General features: G+C 48.7%; 17 protein-coding genes. 1 reads left to right on the forward strand and 16 read right to left on the reverse strand.

Annotated features, from left to right (window positions below; translation table 11 throughout):
* Positions 1-52: 52 nt before the first annotated feature.
* The 13 genes from ACR0QT_RS03365 to tig all read right to left on the reverse strand — a co-directional run bounded on the left by ACR0QT_RS03365 (position 53) and on the right by tig (position 16,292).
* The gene (locus ACR0QT_RS03365) at positions 53-1,834 is read right to left on the reverse strand and encodes an efflux RND transporter periplasmic adaptor subunit (protein ID WP_432629486.1); all 1,782 of its coding nucleotides are present in this window, start codon (positions 1,832-1,834) and stop codon (positions 53-55) included.
* Between the two features lie 14 nt (positions 1,835-1,848).
* Positions 1,849-2,952, reverse strand: a complete 1,104-nt coding sequence (locus ACR0QT_RS03370; RefSeq protein WP_432629487.1) for an S-layer homology domain-containing protein — start codon at positions 2,950-2,952, stop codon at positions 1,849-1,851.
* Positions 2,953-3,303: 351 nt separating this feature from the next.
* Positions 3,304-4,140 (reverse strand): Cof-type HAD-IIB family hydrolase, encoded by an 837-nt coding sequence (locus tag ACR0QT_RS03375; protein ID WP_432629488.1) that lies wholly within the window; start codon positions 4,138-4,140, stop codon positions 3,304-3,306.
* A gap of 158 nt (positions 4,141-4,298) precedes the next feature.
* A complete protein-coding gene (locus tag ACR0QT_RS03380; RefSeq protein ID WP_432629489.1) occupies positions 4,299-5,735 on the reverse strand; it encodes an ABC transporter substrate-binding protein in 1,437 nt (478 codons plus the stop codon).
* 133 nt (positions 5,736-5,868) lie between these two features.
* The gene (locus ACR0QT_RS03385; RefSeq protein WP_432629490.1) at positions 5,869-6,780 is read right to left on the reverse strand and encodes a carbohydrate ABC transporter permease; all 912 of its coding nucleotides are present in this window, start codon (positions 6,778-6,780) and stop codon (positions 5,869-5,871) included.
* The gene (locus tag ACR0QT_RS03390) at positions 6,780-7,649 is read right to left on the reverse strand and encodes a carbohydrate ABC transporter permease (protein WP_432629491.1); all 870 of its coding nucleotides are present in this window, start codon (positions 7,647-7,649) and stop codon (positions 6,780-6,782) included. Before ACR0QT_RS03390 ends, ACR0QT_RS03385 begins: the two co-directional genes overlap by 1 nt.
* Positions 7,650-7,674: 25 nt before the next feature.
* On the reverse strand, positions 7,675-8,847 hold the full coding sequence (locus ACR0QT_RS03395; protein ID WP_432629492.1) for an ABC transporter ATP-binding protein: 1,173 nt from the start codon (positions 8,845-8,847) through the stop codon (positions 7,675-7,677).
* Positions 8,848-9,010: 163 nt separating this feature from the next.
* Positions 9,011-9,481: a methylglyoxal synthase gene (locus ACR0QT_RS03400; protein WP_432629493.1), complete on the reverse strand. Its 471-nt coding sequence runs from the start codon at positions 9,479-9,481 to the stop codon at positions 9,011-9,013.
* Between the two features lie 234 nt (positions 9,482-9,715).
* Entirely contained in the window at positions 9,716-10,381 is a 666-nt protein-coding gene (yihA, locus tag ACR0QT_RS03405; protein WP_432629494.1) for a ribosome biogenesis GTP-binding protein YihA/YsxC, read from the reverse strand.
* On the reverse strand, positions 10,378-12,708 hold the full coding sequence (lon, locus tag ACR0QT_RS03410; protein ID WP_432629495.1) for an endopeptidase La: 2,331 nt from the start codon (positions 12,706-12,708) through the stop codon (positions 10,378-10,380). Before lon ends, yihA begins: the two co-directional genes overlap by 4 nt.
* A 133-nt stretch (positions 12,709-12,841) precedes the next feature.
* Positions 12,842-14,143: an ATP-dependent Clp protease ATP-binding subunit ClpX gene (gene clpX / locus ACR0QT_RS03415; protein ID WP_432629496.1), complete on the reverse strand. Its 1,302-nt coding sequence runs from the start codon at positions 14,141-14,143 to the stop codon at positions 12,842-12,844.
* A 130-nt stretch (positions 14,144-14,273) separates the two neighbouring features.
* On the reverse strand, positions 14,274-14,855 hold the full coding sequence (gene clpP / locus ACR0QT_RS03420) for an ATP-dependent Clp endopeptidase proteolytic subunit ClpP (RefSeq protein ID WP_177976872.1): 582 nt from the start codon (positions 14,853-14,855) through the stop codon (positions 14,274-14,276).
* A gap of 150 nt (positions 14,856-15,005) precedes the next feature.
* Positions 15,006-16,292 (reverse strand): trigger factor, encoded by a 1,287-nt coding sequence (gene tig, locus ACR0QT_RS03425; RefSeq protein ID WP_177976871.1) that lies wholly within the window; start codon positions 16,290-16,292, stop codon positions 15,006-15,008.
* An 820-nt stretch (positions 16,293-17,112) separates the two neighbouring features.
* On the opposite strand from tig, the gene ACR0QT_RS03430 reads away from it, so the two are divergent.
* Positions 17,113-17,574 carry a CYTH domain-containing protein gene (locus tag ACR0QT_RS03430; RefSeq protein WP_432629497.1) on the forward strand — a complete coding sequence of 154 codons (462 nt, stop codon included), beginning with the start codon at positions 17,113-17,115 and terminating at the stop codon, positions 17,572-17,574.
* 227 nt (positions 17,575-17,801) lie between these two features.
* Here ACR0QT_RS03430 and ACR0QT_RS03435 read toward each other — a convergent pair whose 3' ends face one another.
* From ACR0QT_RS03435 to ACR0QT_RS03445, 3 genes are all read right to left on the reverse strand, one after another.
* The gene (locus ACR0QT_RS03435) at positions 17,802-18,167 is read right to left on the reverse strand and encodes a hypothetical protein (RefSeq protein ID WP_432629498.1); all 366 of its coding nucleotides are present in this window, start codon (positions 18,165-18,167) and stop codon (positions 17,802-17,804) included.
* Positions 18,168-18,351: 184 nt separating this feature from the next.
* Entirely contained in the window at positions 18,352-19,350 is a 999-nt protein-coding gene (locus tag ACR0QT_RS03440) for a galactose/methyl galactoside ABC transporter permease MglC (protein WP_432629499.1), read from the reverse strand.
* 21 nt (positions 19,351-19,371) lie between these two features.
* Positions 19,372-20,907: a sugar ABC transporter ATP-binding protein gene (locus ACR0QT_RS03445; RefSeq protein ID WP_432629500.1), complete on the reverse strand. Its 1,536-nt coding sequence runs from the start codon at positions 20,905-20,907 to the stop codon at positions 19,372-19,374.
* Positions 20,908-20,975 lie beyond the last annotated feature (68 nt).

A 20,975-nucleotide genomic window follows, 5' to 3' on the forward strand; every position in this document is an offset into this window, starting at 1 on the left:
TTCTTTTTCTTCTTTAACCTTATTTCTTATTCTTCTCTACGTTTACGGCATTTTACGGCATTCCACCGCCACCGTGCTGACCACCGCCATTACCGCCGTAGCCTCCGCCAGGGCCTCCCATTCCGCCTCCAGGACCGCCCATCTGGAACATATCCATGCTCTTTCCAGACGACTCCTCGACGTAAACGGTATCGCCCTCGGAGACGCCACTCTTGATCTCGACGAAATCATCGTTGCTGAGTCCGACCTCGACCTCAACCGCCTTGAATCCAGCAGGAACGTTGCCCTTCTGCGGAGTATCCGATGCATCTGCGGAATCATCCTTGATGTAAACGCGGTTTCCTCGCATCAGTGCTCCTGACGGAACCATCAGCGTATCCTTTGACTCTCCGACTGTGATCACACCATCCACGTTCATGCCCGGGAGAAGAACTCCGTTTGCATCCGAGTCAAGGGTGACTGTAACCGGATAGTTCGTGACTCCGTTTGACTGGCTTCCCTTGAGACTGACATTCGTGACTGTTCCGCTGAATGTGCGATCGCTGTACGCATCGGCAGTCACCGAAACAGACTGACCAACTGCGACACTTGAGATATCCATCTCATCGACCGACATCTCAAATGTCAGCTCTGACATATCGTAGATCGTTGCAAGCGTCGTATCCGAGCTTCCGGAATTTCGACTGATCTTGTCTCCGACCTTGACGCTCTTTGTGATGATCTGTCCCGAGATCGGCGCTGTGATCGTGTAGTTGTCGACGTTGTCCTGTGTGCTGTCAAGACTTGACTGTGCCTGCTCGACCTGAGCCTTTGCGGAGTCCACAGAGTCCTCAAAACTCTGCAAGATGTCCTGCACATCCTTGCTCTTGATCTTGAAGATCGGCGTTCCGACAGTCACATAGTCGCCCTCATGGACGAGAAGGCTCTCGACCTCGACGCTTCCATTGACACCGGAAAGGCTTGCCGACATCGTCGTGTCCGTCGCAGCCGTAAATGTCGCCTCCCCGCTTCCAAGAAACTCTCCGACAGAGACGGTCGCGGTCAGCTGGGAGCTGAGTCCGCCCGGATTTGCAACCTCCACCGTCACATAGCGCACCATACGTCCGCCGTCAAGCACCTCATCCATGTTGCTGACTGCGGTCACCGTTCCTGTGATCTGCTCTCCGGTGTCCGTCAGCGTCACAACTGCCTGTGCGCCCTGAGCGATCGAAGTTGCCTCATTTGAGAGAAACGGAACCTTGATCTTCATCGTCTGGTCGTTGTAAATTGACGCGATCATCGTGTTGTTCGAGACATTATCTCCGGCCTCAATATTCAACGACTTGATAAATCCGGTACGCGTCGACTTGTAGGTATCTCCGCTGTAATCGCTCACCGCCTCGTTGTAATCATCGAGTGCTTCCTGATATTTTTTATTTGCACGCTCAAGCGAATTCTGAGAAGAATTCAGCTGGGAGTTCACGGAAGAAGAGTCGATGCGATAAAGCACCTGTCCCTTCTCCACCTGATCTCCCTCCTCAAAATTCGCCTCAACGACCTCACCCTCGACGAGGGAGGTGATCTCATAGGTGTCCTTTGCAGAGATCGTTCCCGAGGAGGAAAGCGAGGAAATCAGATCTCCCTTTGTGACTTCCGCGGTATTCTGCTTTCCCGCCTGTGCATTTGCCATCTTGGACGCTTTCTTCTGATTCTGCATATAGAACGCTCCGCCTGCAACGGCGAGAACGACGATTCCGGCGAGAATCCATTTCTTCTTTCCGGACTTTTTCGGAATCTTCTTTTTTCCCGCGTCCGGACTCTTCTTTGCCAGTTTGTCTGTCAGCTTTTTCAACATCTCTATCTCTCCTGTCAGTCTTCTACATAATCAACAATCGTGTACGTCGCATCTCCGTTTGAGTTCACCGTCTTCTCACAGATCAGCGTCACGGTATCGCCCACACGCAACGATCCATAGATCGAAAATGCAAACTGCATCTGAGAATTTGTCAGTTTATACTCATTGTCGTCCCCGTCGAGTGTGATCGAAGTCGGCGTCATCACATCACTCGAGCTGTAATAAATATTTTCTACGGTACCGCGGATTGCACACCGTCCGCTCTGGATCTCGTCCGCGGAATCTGCGACATACGCCCAGATCGTCTTCGCCGTCGTATTGTAGTAGACGACAACGTAGCCATTGGAAACGTGCTGTTTTAAAATGTCGTAGCTTGATGCCTCGCCATCGATGAAGATGCTCGCCTGCTGAACATTAAACGGAATGTAGTTGCCAAGCACACTGCCCTTCGGGATCAGCTTCGGTCCCTTTAAATCGGTATCGGCAAGTCCCATCGGGTTGACCTCTCCGTCCGAATTCAGCTCACAGCCAAGCACGGTCGCATACGCCTTTCCTGTCGTCTTGCTGTCGGTCTTTAAGAGGTTGTAGAACAGATTGATGCAGTCCTGGCGATTCAGGATCTCTGTCTGCTCTCTGTCGACCTCATCGTTGAGTTCCAGACTGTAATACATCGCCATCCGCGCCCCGACCGTATTCGTTGCAAAGTCTTCATTCGTGTATCCGAGAAGCGCAAGCAGTCCTCTGACCGCTTCCTGAAGGGTGATCGCCTGATCCGGCTTAAACTGTCCGCCCAGATAGCCGACCATCCACTGATTTTCCGCTGCCATCCGAATGCTCGAGGCATAGGTATGGGTCGCAGGCACATCGGAATACACGGAAACATTGCTCGTGGACGTCAGATAATCCCGATACGTCGATGCCTTCACAAGCATCTGCGCAAACTCTCCTCTGGTCACCGATGATGTGAGATCACTGCTCACACTCATAATTCCTGCAATGCCGACCACCTTTCTGCGGTAGTCCATGTTGTTGTCTGCTGCCTGAGCAACCACCGGCAAAACGGTCGATGTCGCCGTCACAATCGCCATCGCTACCGCGATCTTTCCCCTTTTTCTCATAATGTTTTTCAAACTCCTCTCTGATGTTAACGTAATCATAAACGATGTTTGTGTTCATTTTGTGTTTAGATTGTGTCAGAATTGAGAGTTTTTTCTCTTAACCTTGTTTGCCGGGGGGATTTTTATTTCGGGATCTGTGTTTGGGAAATTTTATTTGAAATGCTTTTTCAGAAAATTTTGTTTGAGAAGTTTTGTTTGAAAGATTTTTGTTTTGAAAGATTTCTATATTTGAAAGATTTCTATATTTGAAATTTAAGGAATTTTATATTTGAAAATTGATGTTTCAGACCGAACATGAGGATGCAAAGAAGAAACGGATTCTATGATCCGATGATGCATCCTCATGCGGGGTCATGACGGCAGAACGAGCGTCTCAATCGCATATGCAACTCCATCCTCTGCATTCGAGCGGGTCTGACAGCGCGCCGTCTTTTTTGCAAGCTCCATTCCATTCGCCATCGCAAGCGTGTATCCGAGCGGAAGTTCAAGCATCGATCTGTCATTCTCGCTGTCCCCGACTGCAAGAATCTCTCTCAGCTGGATTCCGTGGCTCTGGGCGTATTTCAAGAGCGCAATTCCCTTCTGGGCTGACGAGTTTGTGATCTCCAAATTCGTCTCATCCGAGGAAACGACTGCAAATGAGGAATCTTTTAACAGCTTCGCTCTCACCCTCATCAGCGCCTCCTTGTCCCTGCTCATCACAGACATCTTAAAAATCTCGAGATCTCCTGCAAACAGTTCGCTCTCCGAGATAAACCGAAACTTGCTCTTAATAATCTCAAACGAGATTCCTCCCGCCATCGGAAGCAAAATTCCCTCCTCAAAGCCTTTGCGAAATTCTTCTCTCGTGCTGATCGTCACACTGCCCTCATTCGTCATGAAGTCAAACAACATCCCCGGCTCCCTGCATGCGAGAACATCTTTGATCTGTTCATATGAAAGTTCCTGTTTGAAAATCGCATTTCCCATCCGGTCACAGACTTTTGCTCCATTCATGCAGATCACATCACAGTCAATCGCCTGCTCCTCAAGCGGTCTCTTTGCATCCTCATATCCGCGCCCGGTGCAGACAACAAATTCACAGCCTGACGCTCTCATCTGGCGGATCGTCTGTGCGGTCCGATCCGAGATTCTTCCATCCCGTCCCAATAAAGTTCCATCCATATCCGATGCTACCAGTCGAATCATTTATCATTCCTCCTCTTGTTTTCCACATTTCTTTTTTCTTTGTTCCTCTTTATTCTACAAATTCTTTGTAAAATCAAAAAGAAGCATTCTGTAAAATCATCGTAAATGCTTTGATTTCACAGAATACTTCTTTGCCACTGCCTTAATCTTATAGAATTTTACTCGTTCAGAAGGTTGTAATCCTCGATCGACTTATTGATCTGGTCGGCGATTGCCTTCAGGGTATCCTCCGGGTTCTGATTCTTGTTGATCATGTTCTCAATCTCGGTCTCCACGATCGTGCGCGCCTCCGGGAAGACACTAAGAAGAGCACCGGCAGACTGCGGAGTGGAATCATGGAGCTGATCGATTGCGGTCTCAAACTGCGGATATTTCTCGAGGTTCTCCTTGAATACCGGCTCATCATGTGCAGTCACGGTTACCGGGAAGTATCCGGTCTGTGCATTCCAGTATGCCTGACTCTCCGGGGATACGAGGAACTTTACGAACTCCCAGACTGCGCTCTGCTTTGCCTCATCCTCATTGTTCAGTGCCCACAGAGAGGCACCTCCGATCGAGACACCGCCCTGATCGTCGTCAGATACCTTCGGGAAATATGCCGTTCCGACCTCAAATTTTCCATTGACATCGTTGAGTACCTGCTTTAAGGATGCCGTAGAACCAAGCGTCATCGCAGATTTTCCAGAGCTGAAATCAGCAAGACCAGCATCGCCTCCGCGACCAACATTCGGAGCATATCCCTTATCTGCGAGAGATTTCCACGCGGTCAGAATGTTGAGACCTGCACCGTTTGAGTCAAACTCCACAGCGGTTGCCACATCCTCACGTCCATTTCCGTTGTTGACGTAGTTCTTTCCCTGTTTTGCTGTGAATTGCTCGAAAAACCATCCATAAATTCCGAGGGAAATCGCCTCGCCGGCACCGCCCTTCGTGACGAGATCCTCACTGATCGCCTCAATTCCCGGAAGACTGTCCGGAACCTCCGTGATTCCAGCCTTCTCAAACATATCCTTGTTGTAGTAGAGAATCGGCGTGGAGGAGTTAAACGGCATCGAATACAGCTTGTTGTCCACACTATAATATGCCGCAATGTTCGGCTCAATCTGGGAATCATCCCAGCCATCCGCATCGATCAGATCCTGCATCGGGATCACCCAGCCGGAATCAATCATGAAACGAGTACCGATGTCGTAGATCTGCACGAGATCCGCTCCCATGTTTCCGATCTGTGCACTCTTTAACTTGTTGATCGCATCGTCGTAGCTTCCCTGATACTGTGCATCTACCGTAATGTTCTTTGTGTTTTCCTCATTGAACTTCTTGACGAGATAGTCGATCGCCTCTCCGTTGACACCGCCCATCGAATGCCAGAATGTGATCGTCTGACCATCTCCCGAAGCTCCGTTTGCCTCTGCCTGGGCCGAAGTCTCTGCACTTGAGGAATCATCCTTGCTCTCAGCCTTGGCACTTGAGGATGCAGAATCTGCTGAATTTGAGGAAGTCTCACTCTTTCCACATCCGGTTGCGCTGACTGCCATCATCACTGCCATTGCCATACTCATCGCTCTTTTTGTGTTCGTTAACTTTAACTTCATTTTTTCCTCCATACTCTCCCTGAACGCATGTTATCGGTTCACGGGATTTCCATCTTCTATTTCTTTCTTTTTTTGCTTCTGTTTCTATCTTCTATTTTCAACAGGCTTTCCCCCACAAAAGCCTGAACTTCTCTTAGCCCTTGACTGCTCCGGAGAACATTCCGCGGATCAGCTGTTTCTGACCGATGATAAAGATCGAGATCGACGGGACAATGATCATCACAACTCCTGCAATCATCAGCGTGATCGACTGAGAATCCACACTGTCAAGCATGCCAATTCCGATCTGTACCGTGCGGTAGGTCGAAGAACCGGTCACGAGAAGGGGCCACATGTACATATTCCACGCATTGATGAAGGTGTAGACCGCCATCGCGCCGATCGCCGACTTCGTCAGCGGAATCAGAATTTTGAAGATAAATCGCAGATTGGAACAGCCATCAATCTTTGCCGACTCGTAGAGCGAGATCGGAAAGCTCATATAGAACTGACGGAACAGAAAGATTCCCATCGCAGAAGTCAGATACGGCACAATCAGCACCGGATAGGAATCGAGCCATCCGAGTTTGCTGACCGTCAGATAGTTGGAGATGATCGTCGCCTCACCCGGGATCATCATCGTCGCCATCACGATCATGAACAGCACTTCTTTTCCCTTAAATTTCAAAAAGGAGAACGAGAATGCGGACAGCGAGCAGGAAATGATCTGCCCGATCGTGATGCATCCTGCAACGATAAACGAGTTGATTACGAAGCGGATTAACGGTACCTTGACCAATGCCTGACGGAAATTGTCGAGCGTCGGCTGTTTCGGGATCAGATTCATCTCCGTCGTGAAGAGCTCGCTCGACGGCATGAACGCAACGCTGAACGCGTACAACAGCGGAAGAAGAATCAGAAAAGCGACGATCGTGTTGAGTGCGATCAGAATTCCCTTTTTCGTCCGTCTCTTTGCGATTGCCTTGCGGTTTGCCTCCACCTGCATGCGTGCAATCTGCCCGGCATTAAAATGTTCTCTTGAAATTGCCATTTCCTGTCTGCTCATCAGTACGAAACCCCTTTCTTCTCTGCCCGGAACATCAAAAGGGTCAGCGCCATGATAATCAGAAACAGAATCACGGACTGTGCTGCCGCACTTCCGAAGCGATAGTTAAAAAATGCATCCCGGTAAATCGAGTACACGATCAGATTTGTCGATTCTCCCGGTCCGCCCTGTGTCAGGACCTTTACCTGACCGAAGGACTGGAACGCCTGGATGATGTTGACTACAAGCGTGTAGAACATGATCGGGCTGAGTCCCGGAAGCGTCAGGCGGAAAAATTTCTGAACCGCATTTGCTCCATCCACAGATGCACGCTCGTAAATACTCTCATCGATGTTGCTGAGTCCCGCGGAAAAATACAGAAAATTGATTCCGCTGTTGAGCCATGCCGTCAGGATTGCCACGCACACCAGCGCATATCTCTGGTCATTGATCCAGTTGATATTGAGTCCCAAAAGTTTGTTTACGATTCCGATCGACGGATGAAGCATGATCTTAAAAATCATCGCCGCCGAGCTCGACGCAATTGCCATCGGCAGTGCATAAGCGGTACTGAAAATCCGGATTCCCGGAAATGCCTGGTTGCACAGAACCGCCCCGAGAAGACCGAGCGCCATGCCCCCGATCACGACGATCAGGACAAAGATTGCCGTGACCATCAGGCTGTTGTAAAACGATGGTGAGGTCAAAAGATCCACATAGTTTCCCGCTCCGACAAAGATTTTTGCCTCTCCCATCTTGTTCGTCTTATACAGACTCAGATAAATCGTCTTAAAAAATGGATAAAACAGAAATACTCCAAAAATCAGCATTGACGGAATCAGATATCCGTATGCCCCGAGATTTCCTCTTCCTTTCTTTTTTTCTTCCATTGTCACATTCAACCTCTCTTTTCTCTCACCCATTAGACCCTGTCATGTTCAGATACAGAAGATTATCTCCGGTCTGCGCATCGAAGAGCTTGATTTTTTTCATATCCGGACAGAGTGCAATCGTCTCCCCCGGGCTCGTCACACAGGATGGTGCGAGTTTCACGCAGGCATTCTCCCCCTCGATCTCCCCGTGAAGCAGAACTTCCGCACCAAGACCTTCTCTGACCATCACCTTCATCAAAAGTTCTCCGCCGCTCTTCTTTCCGTCCATCTGTAAGATTCCACTCTGACCGGCTCTCTCCTGCTCCTCGTCTTTTCGGTAAAGATCCTCCGGTCGGATTCCGAGAATCAGTTCCTTGCCGAGACCGCCCTGATCTTTGATACGCTTCGCAAGAATCGGTGGAAGTACCAGCCGGCTCTCTCCTGCCTGCAAAAAGAAAATTCCATTCTCAACTCCGCATCGAACCGGAAGAAAATTCATCGACGGTGATCCGATGAATCCTGCGACAAACTGGTTGATCGGATTGTTGTAAATCTCGTTCGGAGAGGCGATCTGCTGAATCTCTCCCTCTTTCATCACGACAATCCGATCCGCGAGCGTCATCGCCTCGACCTGGTCGTGGGTGACATAGACGATCGTGGAAGAAAATTGTTTATGAATCTTCGCAAGTTCCACGCGCATCTGACCTCTGAGCTTTGCATCCAGATTGGAGAGTGGCTCGTCCATCAGCAGAAGTTTCGGCTCGCGCACGAGCACGCTTCCGATCGCAACTCTCTGCTTCTGTCCTCCCGACAGGGCGGACGGTCTGCGCTCAAGCAGATGGTCAATCTGAAGCAGTTTTGCCGTCTCTCTGACTTTCCGATCGATCTCTGTGCGCTTCTCTCCGTGAACCCGGAGTCCAAACGCCATATTTTCGTAAACACTCATATAGGGATAAAGCGCATAGTTCTGAAAAACCATCGAAAGTCCGCGCTGTCCCGGTTCAAGGAAGTTTGCCAGCTGTCCATCGATCCAGAGTTCTCCGGAACTGATCTCCTCAAGCCCTGCAATCATGCGCATGGTTGTGGATTTTCCGCATCCGGAAGGTCCGACAAAAATGATAAACTCTCCATCCCGGATCTCTAAGTTGAACCTCTTCACTGCTCGAAATCCGTTGGAATACGTCTTCTCCACATTTACCAACGATACATTTGCCATTTGATTTTTTTCGTCTCCTTCGTTTTCCATTTCATTTTGTATACAATATTATTGTAGGAAGACTTTGTAAAATCAAAAAGAAGCACTCTGTAAAATCATCGTAAATACTTTGATTTCACAGAATGCTTCTCTTCTTTATAACTTCATATAAAATTTTTCTGAGCTACAGGCTCTCTGCGCGCTCAATGATCTGGCGCTTGAAGTTGATGACCTCATGCTTGTACTCGCTGTCCATGAAGGACGAGGTGATCATAAAATCTGCGGTTGCCTTATTCGTCGCCATCGGAATGTCGTACACCTGCGCAATTCGCATCAGAGCCTTCACATCCGGATCGTGTGGCTGTGCGGTCAGCGGGTCGGAAAAGAATACCACAAAATCAATCCGTCCCTCCACAATCTTTGCGCCGATCTGCTGATCTCCGCCGAGAGGACCGCTGTTGTATCCCTTGACCGTAAGCCCGGTGTGCTCCGTGATCATCCGCGCTGTCGTTCCTGTTCCGCACAGGTTGTGCTTTGCAAGCACCTCCTGATGTTCCCTGCACCAGTCAATCAGCTTTGCCTTCTCATTGTCATGTGCAATCAGCGCAATATTTTTCTTCTTGCCAATCTTAAAAGTAACATACGTCTCTGCCATTCTTTCTCTCTCCTGTCTCTCTAAGAATTTCCAAAATAACGTATTCCAAGCTAAGAGGTCTCCTCCTGTGCCTGCCATCCGATCGTCTCACTCACAGACTTTCTGTCAGATCACAGAAGAATAGGTCTCCTCTTTCCACTTCAGCATAGCACAGGCAAGAATGGGGAACAAGTAAATTTCCGGTAAATTTTTATGGCGATTCTTGAAAAAATATACGGTGTGCAGGAAGGATGTTTACTCGGCTTTGTTTTCGCCCTCAGCTTTTCCTTCTGCACGGGCACTCTCGATGTTCTCTGCGGATTCGGATTCCTCTTTCGGATTCATCATCGACTCGATCAGCGCCCAGATCTCGTCTCTTCCCTGCTTCGTCTCGGCGGAGAACGGGATCACGATTCCCTCTTTCGGAATTCCGAGTCCCTCTCTGACCATCTTTACATGCTTCTGAATCTGACTGCGCTTGAGCTTGTCGAGCTTCGTCGCAATGATGACCGGATGGTAGCCGTTTGAAACTACCCAGTCATACATCAGCTTATCATTTTCAGACGGCTCATGGCGAATGTCAATCAGAAGAAAGACACAGCGGAGCATCGGGGATTTCTGAAGATAACGCTCAATCATCTTTCCCCACTTTGCCTTGACCTCAACCGACACCTTCGCATATCCGTATCCCGGAAGGTCGACGTAGTAGAGCGCGTCATTGATGTTGTAAAAGTTAATCGTCTGCGTCTTTCCCGGCTGGGAGGACGTTCTCGCAAGCGACTTTCTGTTCATCAGTGCGTTGATCAGGGACGACTTTCCGACGTTTGATTTTCCGGCAAATGCAAACTCCGGATTTTCATTCTCCGGCAGTTTGCTTGTGATTCCACAGACCGTCTCAAGTTCTGCTTTTTTGATAATCATTCTGTTTTCTCCTCCTGCGCTTCTGCAAACGCCTCTTTCACGACATCTTCCATCGTCTTCACAAACACAATCTTCAGTCCGTCTGTGATCTCTTCCGAAAGCTCCGCGATGTCCGGGCGGTTCTTATCCGGCACAAGCACGGTCTTCATGTGTGCCATCTTTGCTGCAAGGATCTTCTCCTTGAGACCACCGATCGGCAGAACGCGTCCGCGCAGGGTGATCTCTCCGGTCATTGCGACACTTGCCTTGACCTTGCGCTCCGTCACTGCGGAGAGCATTGCAGTCGCCATCGTGATACCGGCGGACGGACCATCCTTCGGCACAGCGCCCTCCGGAATGTGGATGTGCATGTCATGCTTTGCGAAATAATCATCTGCAACTCCATACTTCGGGCAGATTGAGCGGACAAATGTCAGAGCTGTCTGTGCGGACTCCTTCATCACGTCGCCGAGCTGTCCGGTAAGTTTCAGTTCTCCCTTGCCCGGCATCACATTGACCTCAATCTGAAGCGTATCTCCGCCGACACTCGTCCACGCCAGACCGCGCACGATTCCGACCTCATCGGTCTCATTGGCATCCTCGTAGGTGATCTTCTCTTTTCCGAGATAGCGCTCGAGATCCTTCTCCGTCACAGCAATCACCTGATCGCGGTTGTCGAGGAATTCTCTCGCAGACTTTCGGCAGATATCTCCGATCCGACGCTCGAGGTTGCGGACTCCCGCCTCTCTCGTGTAATTGTGAATGATCTTTCTGAGTGCATCGTCGCTGATTGTCAGATTCTTCTCGGTCAGTCCGTTTTTCTCAAGCTGTTTGCCAACCAGATAATCCTTTGCGATGTGGAACTTCTCATTCTCGGTGTAGCTATTGACCTCAATGACCTCCATACGGTCAAGCAGAGGTCCCGGGATCGTCTGCGTCGTGTTCGCCGTCGCAATGAAGAGCACATTTGACAGATCAATCGGAACTTCGACATAGTGATCGCGGAACTTCACATTCTGCTCTCCATCAAGAACCTCAAGAAGTGCGGAGGAAGTATCTCCCTTGTAGTCACTGCTGACCTTATCGATCTCATCGAGAAGCATCAGCGGGTTGGAGACACCTGCCTGACGCAGACCATCGACGAGGCGACCCGGCATCGCGCCGACATAGGTCTTTCTGTGACCGCGGATCTCCGCCTCATCGCGGACACCGCCGAGACTGATGCGCACATACTTTTTATTCAGCGCGCGCGCAACGGAGCGGGCGATCGAGGTCTTTCCGGTTCCTGGCGGTCCAACGAGACAGATGATCGGACTGCTTCCCTTCTTCGTCAGCATGCGGACTGCGAGATACTCGAGAATTCTCTCTTTGACTTTCTCGAGTCCATAGTGGTCGGCATTCAGGATCTCCTCCGCATGGTGGATGTCGTTGTTGTCGCGGGACATCTTGTTCCACGGAAGCTCGAGAAGTGTCTCCACATATGTACGAAGGACGTTTGCCTCCTGGCTTCCACCCGGCATGTTGCGGAAGCGGTCAAGCTCCTTCTTGAGCTTCTCCTTGACTTCCTTACTTGCCTTCAAAGCCTTGATCTGCTTCTCATACTCATCTGCATCGGAGATCGGGTCTTCGCCGAGTTCCTCGCGGATGATCTTCATCTGCTCTCTGAGAATGTAATCCTTCTGGTTCTTGTCAATGCTCTCCTTGACTTTCTGCTGGAACTCTCTGCGAATCTCAGCGATCTCCACCTCATTGGCAAGATTCTTTACGAGAACGCCGTAGCGTCCCTCGGCATTCATTGCCTCAAGATATTCCTGACGAACGACATACTCCCACGGCAGTTCGCTTGCAAGGCGCGTCATCAGAGGCTCGAGATCCTTCATTGCGAGAAGTCCCGGCAGGATCTCCTTTGCAAATTTTGCGTGCTGATGGCTGTAAGCCTCCGTCTTCTCTTTCAGAACGCGAAGCATCGCCTGCTCCACCACATACTCCGGCTCTTCCTCCGGCTCAACTTCCATGATCTCGCCGACGAGCATCGGCTCGGTCTGGTCAAGTGCGATCAGCTCAACTTTCTCCTGACCATCGACCATCACGCGGACGATTCCGCCCGGCATCTTGACAAGCTGTTTGATCAGCGCAATCGTTCCGATGTGATAGAGCTGTTCGAGTGTCGGGTCCTGATCCTCCGGATCTCTCTGGGTTACCAGACAGATCTTCTGATCTCCCACCATCGCCTTTTCCACGGCAGAGATCGACTTCGGTCGGCTGATGTCAAAGCTGACCGTCATATGGGGAAGAACCGTCAGCCCGCGCAGGGCAATCACTGGCATCGTCATTATCGTATCTTCCATATTTTTTCTCCGTTAAATTTTATTTCTCGTAACTATTTCTCTTTGATATACAGAATGGGCTGTCGCAAGAGGGCAGACTCGGTTTTGCCGATGGATCTACTCTGCAACAGCCCCTTCATACCGGCAGACCGACTTACGCGATCTCACCTGATTTTTCTTTTTTCATTCTCTGAGACAGGTTCTTGCGCGGTACATTCGTATCGCGGTACACCAGCTCCGGCTCTCCGGTCCGGTCGATCACATCCTTCGTGATGGTGCAAATTCCGACATTGTTGTCGGACGGAACCTCATACATCAGATCCATCATTGCACCCTCAAGAATTGAGCGCAGACCTCTCGCTCCGGTCTTTCTCTCCACTGCAAACTTTGCAACTTCCTCGAGTGCCTCCGGTGTGAACTCCAGTTTCACATCGTCCAACTCAAACAGCTTCTGGTACTGTTTGATCAGCGCATTCTTCGGCTCGGAAAGAATCCGTACCAGCGCCTTCTCATCGAGCAGATCGAGAGAAACCGTGATCGGCACACGACCGATGAACTCCGGAATCAGTCCGAACTTCACAAGATCCTGTGGCTCTACCTTCTTGAGCAGTTCATCAATATCTGCCTTGTTCTTCTCCACGATCTCAGCATTGAAACCGATCGAGCCTGCGCTCAGACGGCTCTCAATGATCTTCTCAAGTCCGTCAAACGCACCACCGCAGATAAACAGGATATTGGTCGTATCGATCTGCAAAAGTTCCTGATGCGGATGCTTTCTTCCACCCTGAGGCGGAACACTCGCAACCGTTCCCTCCAGAATCTTTAAGAGTGCCTGCTGAACTCCCTCTCCGGAAACATCTCTGGTGATGGAAACGTTCTCCGACTTTTTCGTGATCTTATCGATCTCATCAATGTAAATGATACCGTACTGTGCACGGTCGATATCGTAATCTGCTGCCTGAATCAGTTTCAGAAGAATGTTCTCCACATCCTCACCGACATATCCTGCCTCTGTCAGTGCGGTCGCATCTGCAATCGCAAACGGCACGTTCAGGATCTTTGCCAGTGTCTGTGCCAGATACGTCTTACCGGAACCGGTCGGTCCGAGAAGAAGGATGTTGCTCTTCTGTACATCCACATCCATGTTCTTGCCGGATGTGATTCTCTTGTAATGGTTGTACACGGCAACAGACAGCACTTTCTTTGCGGCATCCTGTCCGATTACATACTCATCAAGGAACTCCTTGATCTCCTTCGGCTTGAGCAGGTTGATACTGCTTAAATCCAGTCCCGCATTGTCGTGCTCGTCGAATTCCTCTTCCAGAATCTCCGCGCAAAGGTCAATACACTCGTCGCAGATAAACACGTTGTTGGAACCCGCAATCAGTTTCTTTACCTGATCCTGGGTCTTTCCGCAAAACGAGCATCTGACTCTGTCATCTGTTCTGTTGGGCATATCGCTACACCTCTATCCTTTCCTTGATCTTAGAGCATCTCTGAGACATTTTCGATCACCCCCTGCATGAATGAAATCATGCGTGATCCGCTCAGAGATGCTTTCGCGTGCGCCTTCCGCTATTTAAATTTTAATGATTTGCAATCACACGGTCAATCAACCCGTAGTTCATTGCTTCCTCTGCGCTCATATAATTATCGCGCTCTGTATCCCGGCAGATCGTCTCATAAGACTGGCCCGTGTTGGCTGCAAGAATCTCATTGAGTTTCTTCTTGGTCTTTAAGATATTCTCTGCCACAATCTGAATCTCGGTTGCCTGTCCTCTGGCACCGCCGGAAGGCTGATGGATCATGACTTCCGCGTTCGGAAGTGCAAATCTCTTGCCCTTTGCGCCACCTGCAAGCAGGAATGCGCCCATGCTGGCTGCCATACCGATGCAGACTGTGGAAACATCGCACTTGATATAATTCATCGTGTCATAAATTGCCATTCCGGCAGTTACAGAACCGCCCGGACTGTTGATATATAAATTAATATCCTTGCCCGGATCCTCAGATTCCAGGAAAAGAAGCTGTGCTACGATCAGGCTTGCTGATACGTCAGTCACCTCTTCACCAAGGAAAATAATTCTCTCTTTTAATAATCGGGAATAAATATCGTAAGAACGTTCTCCTCTGCTGGTTGACTCAATCACATAAGGTACTAATGCCATCGTCAAATCCTCCATACAAAACGGACCGGGATGCAGTCTCATGCATCCTTTGCCAGGCGCACTGCATCCCGGCCCTTTTAACTATACCCGCAAATATCCGGATTTATGCGGAAACGGCGGATCGGAATCCTCTTCCGCACTCTTTTTCAATTAAACCAGCTTAGCCTGTGCTACCAGGAAATCAGCTGCCTCCTGAACTGCCATATCTTCCTTCATCTGCTTTAAGCCGTCTTCGCCCATGATGTTCTTAACCTGCTCAACTTCCATCTTGTAGGTCTCAGCCATCTTCTTCAGCTCAGCCTCAACGGTCTCCTCAGATACCTCGATGTTCTCAGCCTTTGCAACTGCCTCAAGTACCAGACGAGCACGGATACGGCTCTCAGCCTGCGGCTGCATCTGCTCTTTCAGCTGATCCAGGGTGGTGCCGGTGAACTGCAGATACTGATCCAGAGACAGACCCTGGCTCTGCATTCTGCGAGCGTAGTCGTTGATCATGTTGGTAACCTGCTGGTCTACCATCGGAGCCGGGATGTCCATGGTTGCATTGTCAACAACCTTCTGAACTACCTTGTTCTCGTTCTCAGCGCTAGCCTGCTTCTCTTTGGTCTCAGCCAGCTTCTTCTGAAGATCTGCCTTGTATGCATCTAAGGTCTCGAACTCGGAAACCTCGCTTGCGAACTCATCGTTCAGCTCCGGAAGCTCTTTGCTCTTGATCTCTTTGATCTTTACCTTGAATACAGCCGGCTTTCCTGCCAGCTCTTTTGCATGGTACTCCTCCGGGAAGGTTACGTTTACTTCTACTTCCTCGCCTGCGTTCTTGCCAACAAGCTGATCCTCGAAGGTATCGATGAAGGAATGAGAACCGATTACCAGAGTGTAATCCTCAGCCTTTCCGCCCTCGAACGGAGTTCCATCAACAAATCCCTCGAAATCGATCACGGTCTGATCTCCGTCAGCTACCGGACGATCCTCAACTGCTACCAGACGGGAGTTCTGCTCCTGAACTTTCTTCAGCTCGTTCTGGATATCCTCATCGGTTACGTCAGCCTTTGCGCCTTCAACCTCAACACCCTTGTACTCGCCCAGGGTTACTTCCGGCTTAACTGCAACGGTTGCGGTGTAGATGAACGGCTTGCCCTTCTCGATCTGCTCAACGCCGATCTCCGGTCTGGAAACGATCTCCAGTCCGCTCTCTTTTACAGCATCACCGTAGGTTGCGTCCAGAGCTTCCTCGATTGCATCCTCGTACAGAACGCCGACGCCATACATCTTCTCAACCATTGCCTGCGGTGCTTTTCCCTTACGGAAACCAGGAATGTTGAACCGGTTCTTATTCTTGTTGTAAGAAGCGGTAAGAGCCTTCTCGAACTGCTCTGCCGATACTTCTACGGTCAGTTTTGCCATGTTTTTTTCTAACTTCTCTACCTGTAAACTCATTTTATGGGTTCCTCCTTAAATCTATGTATGGTCGTCACGGCAGGGCGCCACACTTCAAGTTACCATTATAGCATAGTGTTTTCTTAATTACTAGCCCTATTTTTGCCTAAATATACGCTCTTTTCCGCGAAAAAACGCCGTTTTTTTGTTTTTTCTGAATTTCCTATCATTGAGATCTTTAATGATTTAACTTCTTGTGTTTATCTCTGATTTCGGCTTTTCTTTTGTCTCTGGCTTAGGATTTTACTGAGAGACAAATCTTTATTTTTTCTTTTTTCTCATTTTCTCTGTTCTCGGCTCCTCCAGCAAGATAAGTCTGTGCGTTTTCTCTACTCTCGGCTCCTCTAGCGAGATAAGTCTGTGCGTTTTCTTTACTCTTGGCTCCTCCAGCGAGATAAGTCTGTGTGTTTTCTCTACTCTCGGCTCCTTCAGCGAGATAAGTCGTGCAAACTCGTTCTCACTCCGGGTTCGACGTAGCGGTGCATAAGACTGCAAAATACGCAGTCTAAACACCGACGTCTCACACGGGTTTGCACGGACTTTCTCGCATTCCGTCGCCTTACATATTCTCAAACCATATTCTTTTACCAAAATCAAATTTTCACTTATTTTTAGTACTAGCTATAATTTTTCCAAAAATCTTAATGCTGATAGGTTATCATATAATTTCCACTTTTATAAGCAATTCGAGCTAAAATCTGATATACTATTGATAACTCGTTTTTGTTAAAGAAAATTTTTATCTCACATATTTTCAATGTACAGATACGCAAATGCTATGGAAAAAATATATACTTTTTTATTTAGGAGGATTTTGAATATGGAAATTGAGAGAAAATATAAGATCGAGACACTTCCTGACGGATATGAAAATTTTCCATCGCGGATGATTGAACAGGCTTATCTCTGCACCGATCCTGTCGTTCGCGTTCGACGTGATGGAGATGAATATTACATGACATACAAATCGCATGGTCTTCTCGCACGCGAGGAATACAATCTGCCTTTGAATGAAACTGCCTACCTGCATCTTCTCGAAAAAGCAGACGGAATTATCCTTAGTAAACGCAGATACCGTATTCCGATCGAGGGAACTGCTCTTACAATCGAACTTGATATTTTTGAGAGAGATTATCAAGGGCTGATTCTTGCAGAAGTAGAATTTCCAACTGAGGAAGAAGCCCTCGCTTTCACTCCACCTGCGTGGTTTGGCAGAGATGTAACTTTCACTGGAGAATATCAGAATAGTAAGTTGAGTAAAGGATTACAAAAAATTAATTAGACTTATAAAACTATTAACGCCTAAATATTAACTCAAAGCAATATTAGAACTGCCATAATCTTGGCGGGGCTCCGATGGTGAAAAAGTCCGGGCAAACCCGTGTGAGACGTCGGTGTTTAGGTCGCGTACTTTGCGACCTTATGCACCGCTACGTCGAACCCGGAGTGAGAACGAGTTTGCACGACTTATTCCACCGGAGGAGCCCCCTATAAATAAACTTCTGATATCTAATGGTGCATCATCCCCATCACGCAAACGACTAAAAACAAAATCACAAGTCCTGCAATAATTATATCCAGTTGTTTTACAGTCAGAGGAATTCGATCGTAAAGTCGTTCCTTCGGCGGGAGGGATGCACGGTACTCTTTTAAGCGCTGATTTTCTTCTCTGAGTCGCTGATTCTCCCGCTCCAGCTCTGACATCTCATCCAACTTTTCATTCATATTTTCATCCCTATTTTTATTGGTGTTTTCAATAACATTTTTATAATCTTCATTCAGATCCTGATCCGATCTTTCACCCAACTCCACATCCGACATTCCTATCTTTTCCGTATCCATCATTATCTTTGAGCCTTGCTCTTTTTCTGTCATCTCTCTTAGCCTCCCTTTTTCTTTATTTAAATTTTCACTCGTATGCCAAATTGACAAGTTTACTCAGCGATAGACAAAAACACATAAAGCATTCCAGCCCTCTCAGACCGAAATGCTTTATGAAAAAATTCAATATACTTTTATGTAACACAAACGACGTATCGAAACCCTCTCGATTTCTCGCTTACTTCTTTGCAATGTACTTTCTGATATCCAGAGCGATTGCAACGACGATAACGATACCCTGTGCGATGTACTGGTAGTTTGTATCTACGCCCAGATACTGTAAGCAGGTCTTCAAGATCTCGAATACCAGAACGCCGATCAGGACGCCGGAGATCTTACCGATACCACCGTTTACAGATACACCACCGATCGTACATGCTGCGATTGCCTCAAGCTCCCAGCCGTAACCCATGTTTACGGAAGAACCACCGGACTTTGCGCCTACAAGGAAACCACCCAGTGCGTAGCAAGCTGCTGCGGTGATGTAGATGAGGATCTTGGTCTTCTTGGTGTTGACACCTGCAACCTCTGCTGCCTGCTCGTTACCACCGATTGCGTACATGTATTTACCATGAGGCATCTTGTTGTAAACGAACCACATTGCAAGACCAACTGCCAGTGCGATGATAAACAGATACGGAACGACACCAAAGAGCTGTCCCTTTGCAACCTCGGTGTAAGCCGGACGATAACCACCGATCGGGGTTGCGTTCGTGTAAACAAGGCAGACACCGTAAACGATCAACTGCATACCCAGAGTACCGATGAATGCCGGAACCTGAAGGTAAGAAACAACAAGACCATTGATTGCACCAAATACACAGCAGATTGCCACACAGATCAGCAGAACTGCCAGTACCCACCAAGTTCCGAAGAACGGAAGGTTCGGGAAGAACTTACCACTGTAATCTGCCTTCTGAAGCAGAGTACCTGCTACGCAGGCTGCCAGACCTACCATACGTCCTGCGGACAGGTCCGTACCTTTTGTGATCAGACATCCGGAAACGCCACAAGCGATGATGAATCGCGGTGCTACGTTTAAGCATACGTTTTTGATGTTACTCGGTGAGAAGAATGTCGGCTGCATGATGCCGGTGTAGAGTGCCAGCAGTACCAGCACAACAATGATTCCGTTATTGATAAGGAAATCTTTCGCATTAAATTTTTTTGCTGTCATGATTGAACCCTCCTGACTGGATTATTTTTCAGCTGATTTTCCATGAAGATCAAACTGCGTTGCACACGCCATGATCCGCTCCTGAGTTGCCTCTTCGCCTTCAAGCTCTCCGGTGATGTGACCGTTACACATAACAATGATACGGTTCGACATACCGATTAACTCAGGCATCTCGGACGAAATCATGATGATGGATTTGCCCTGTTTTACCAGATCGATCATGATCTGATAAATCTCATATTTCGCACCTACATCGATTCCTCGTGTAGGCTCGTCCATGATCAGGATATCCGGGTTGTTTGCCAGCCAGCGGGCGATGATTACCTTCTGCTGGTTACCACCTGAAAGCGACTGGATCAGAGTCTTTCCACTCGGAGTTTTGATATTCAGCTTCTTGATGCTGTCCTGTACAACGGTATCGACTTTTTTCTGGTCAATCACGCCAGCGTTCGTGTAACGCCGGTAAGAAGCAATGGCAGTGTTATCATTGATGCTCAAGCATCCGAGAATACCTGTTCCTCGACGGTCCTCGGTGATCATTCCGATCGAATCATTGATCGCATCTTCCGGACGTTTGATCGTCACTTCCTTGCCGAGAACTTCGATCTTACCGCTTGCGACGTGGCGCATTCCGAAGATTGCCTCCATCAGCTCAGTACGCTGTGCTCCGACCAGTCCGCCAAATCCAAGGATCTCACCACGCTTGAGTTCAAACGAGCAATCCTGGAACGAGCGCTCATGGATACTGCACAGGTGCTCAACCTTCAGAACGGTCTCATTCGTCCGGCAATCCTCCTTCGGCGGGTACACATTCGTCAGCTCACGACCTACCATCTGCTTTACGATCTCATCATCGGAAATCTCTGCCATCTTCCAGGAACCGACATACGTTCCATCTCGCATGATCGTGATGTCATCGGAGATCTGACGAAGCTCTGCCATCTTGTGGCTGATGTAGATCATCGAAACACCTCTTGATTTCAGATCACGGATAATTCGAAACAGCGCCTCAACCTCATTATCGGTCAGAGAAGAGGTCGGCTCATCAAGAATTACAAGTTTTGCATTCTGGCTGACTGCCTTTGCAATCTCAACTGACTGCATCTGACCGATGGAGAGTGTTCCGAGTTTCATCTTCGGATCAAAATCCATCTTTACATTTTTCAGCCATTTCTCGGCTTCCTCATTCATCTTCTTGTGATCGATCATGCGAAGCGGACCCACACCCTTCATCGGGTATCTTCCCAGATACATATTCTCTGCAATGGAACGATCCGGAATCGGCTGAAGCTCCTGATGCACCATCGCAAGACCTTTCTTGAGTGCCTCATCCGGGTTTGCAATGTTGACCTGCTCTCCATCAATAAATACCTTTCCCTCATCCATCTTGTAGATGCCGAAAAGACATTTCATCAGAGTTGATTTTCCTGCTCCGTTCTCTCCCATCAGAGCGTGAACGGTTCCGGGACGCACTTTCAAGCTGATTCCGTCCAGAGCCTTAACGCCAGGGAAGGACTTGCTCACTCCAACCATTTCCAGTCTGTACTGTTCTGCCATCCCGTTTAACTCCTTTCCTTACTGCCATTTTTCAGAAAAATCGGGTGTGTCCGTGGACACACCCGGTT

It is taken from the genome of Brotaphodocola sp. (assembly GCF_050873365.1).
In the GTDB taxonomy this organism is placed as follows: domain Bacteria; phylum Bacillota; class Clostridia; order Lachnospirales; family Lachnospiraceae; genus Brotaphodocola.

What these genes read in the sequence shown, in the direction of transcription:
- ACR0QT_RS03365 (WP_432629486.1), bottom strand. Translation starts at nt 1,834, where the DNA reads ATGTTGAAAAAGCTGACAGACAAACTGGCAAAGAAGAGTCCGGACGCG.
- ACR0QT_RS03370 (WP_432629487.1), bottom strand. Translation starts at nt 2,952, where the DNA reads ATGAGAAAAAGGGGAAAGATCGCGGTAGCGATGGCGATTGTGACGGCG.
- ACR0QT_RS03375 (WP_432629488.1), bottom strand. Translation starts at nt 4,140, where the DNA reads ATGATTCGACTGGTAGCATCGGATATGGATGGAACTTTATTGGGACGG.
- ACR0QT_RS03380 (WP_432629489.1), bottom strand. Translation starts at nt 5,735, where the DNA reads ATGAAGTTAAAGTTAACGAACACAAAAAGAGCGATGAGTATGGCAATG.
- ACR0QT_RS03385 (WP_432629490.1), bottom strand. Translation starts at nt 6,780, where the DNA reads ATGAGCAGACAGGAAATGGCAATTTCAAGAGAACATTTTAATGCCGGG.
- ACR0QT_RS03390 (WP_432629491.1), bottom strand. Translation starts at nt 7,649, where the DNA reads ATGGAAGAAAAAAAGAAAGGAAGAGGAAATCTCGGGGCATACGGATAT.
- ACR0QT_RS03395 (WP_432629492.1), bottom strand. Translation starts at nt 8,847, where the DNA reads ATGGCAAATGTATCGTTGGTAAATGTGGAGAAGACGTATTCCAACGGA.
- ACR0QT_RS03400 (WP_432629493.1), bottom strand. Translation starts at nt 9,481, where the DNA reads ATGGCAGAGACGTATGTTACTTTTAAGATTGGCAAGAAGAAAAATATT.
- yihA (WP_432629494.1), bottom strand. Translation starts at nt 10,381, where the DNA reads ATGATTATCAAAAAAGCAGAACTTGAGACGGTCTGTGGAATCACAAGC.
- lon (WP_432629495.1), bottom strand. Translation starts at nt 12,708, where the DNA reads ATGGAAGATACGATAATGACGATGCCAGTGATTGCCCTGCGCGGGCTG.
- clpX (WP_432629496.1), bottom strand. Translation starts at nt 14,143, where the DNA reads ATGCCCAACAGAACAGATGACAGAGTCAGATGCTCGTTTTGCGGAAAG.
- clpP (WP_177976872.1), bottom strand. Translation starts at nt 14,855, where the DNA reads ATGGCATTAGTACCTTATGTGATTGAGTCAACCAGCAGAGGAGAACGT.
- tig (WP_177976871.1), bottom strand. Translation starts at nt 16,292, where the DNA reads ATGAGTTTACAGGTAGAGAAGTTAGAAAAAAACATGGCAAAACTGACC.
- ACR0QT_RS03430 (WP_432629497.1), top strand. Translation starts at nt 17,113, where the DNA reads ATGGAAATTGAGAGAAAATATAAGATCGAGACACTTCCTGACGGATAT.
- ACR0QT_RS03435 (WP_432629498.1), bottom strand. Translation starts at nt 18,167, where the DNA reads ATGACAGAAAAAGAGCAAGGCTCAAAGATAATGATGGATACGGAAAAG.
- ACR0QT_RS03440 (WP_432629499.1), bottom strand. Translation starts at nt 19,350, where the DNA reads ATGACAGCAAAAAAATTTAATGCGAAAGATTTCCTTATCAATAACGGA.
- ACR0QT_RS03445 (WP_432629500.1), bottom strand. Translation starts at nt 20,907, where the DNA reads ATGGCAGAACAGTACAGACTGGAAATGGTTGGAGTGAGCAAGTCCTTC.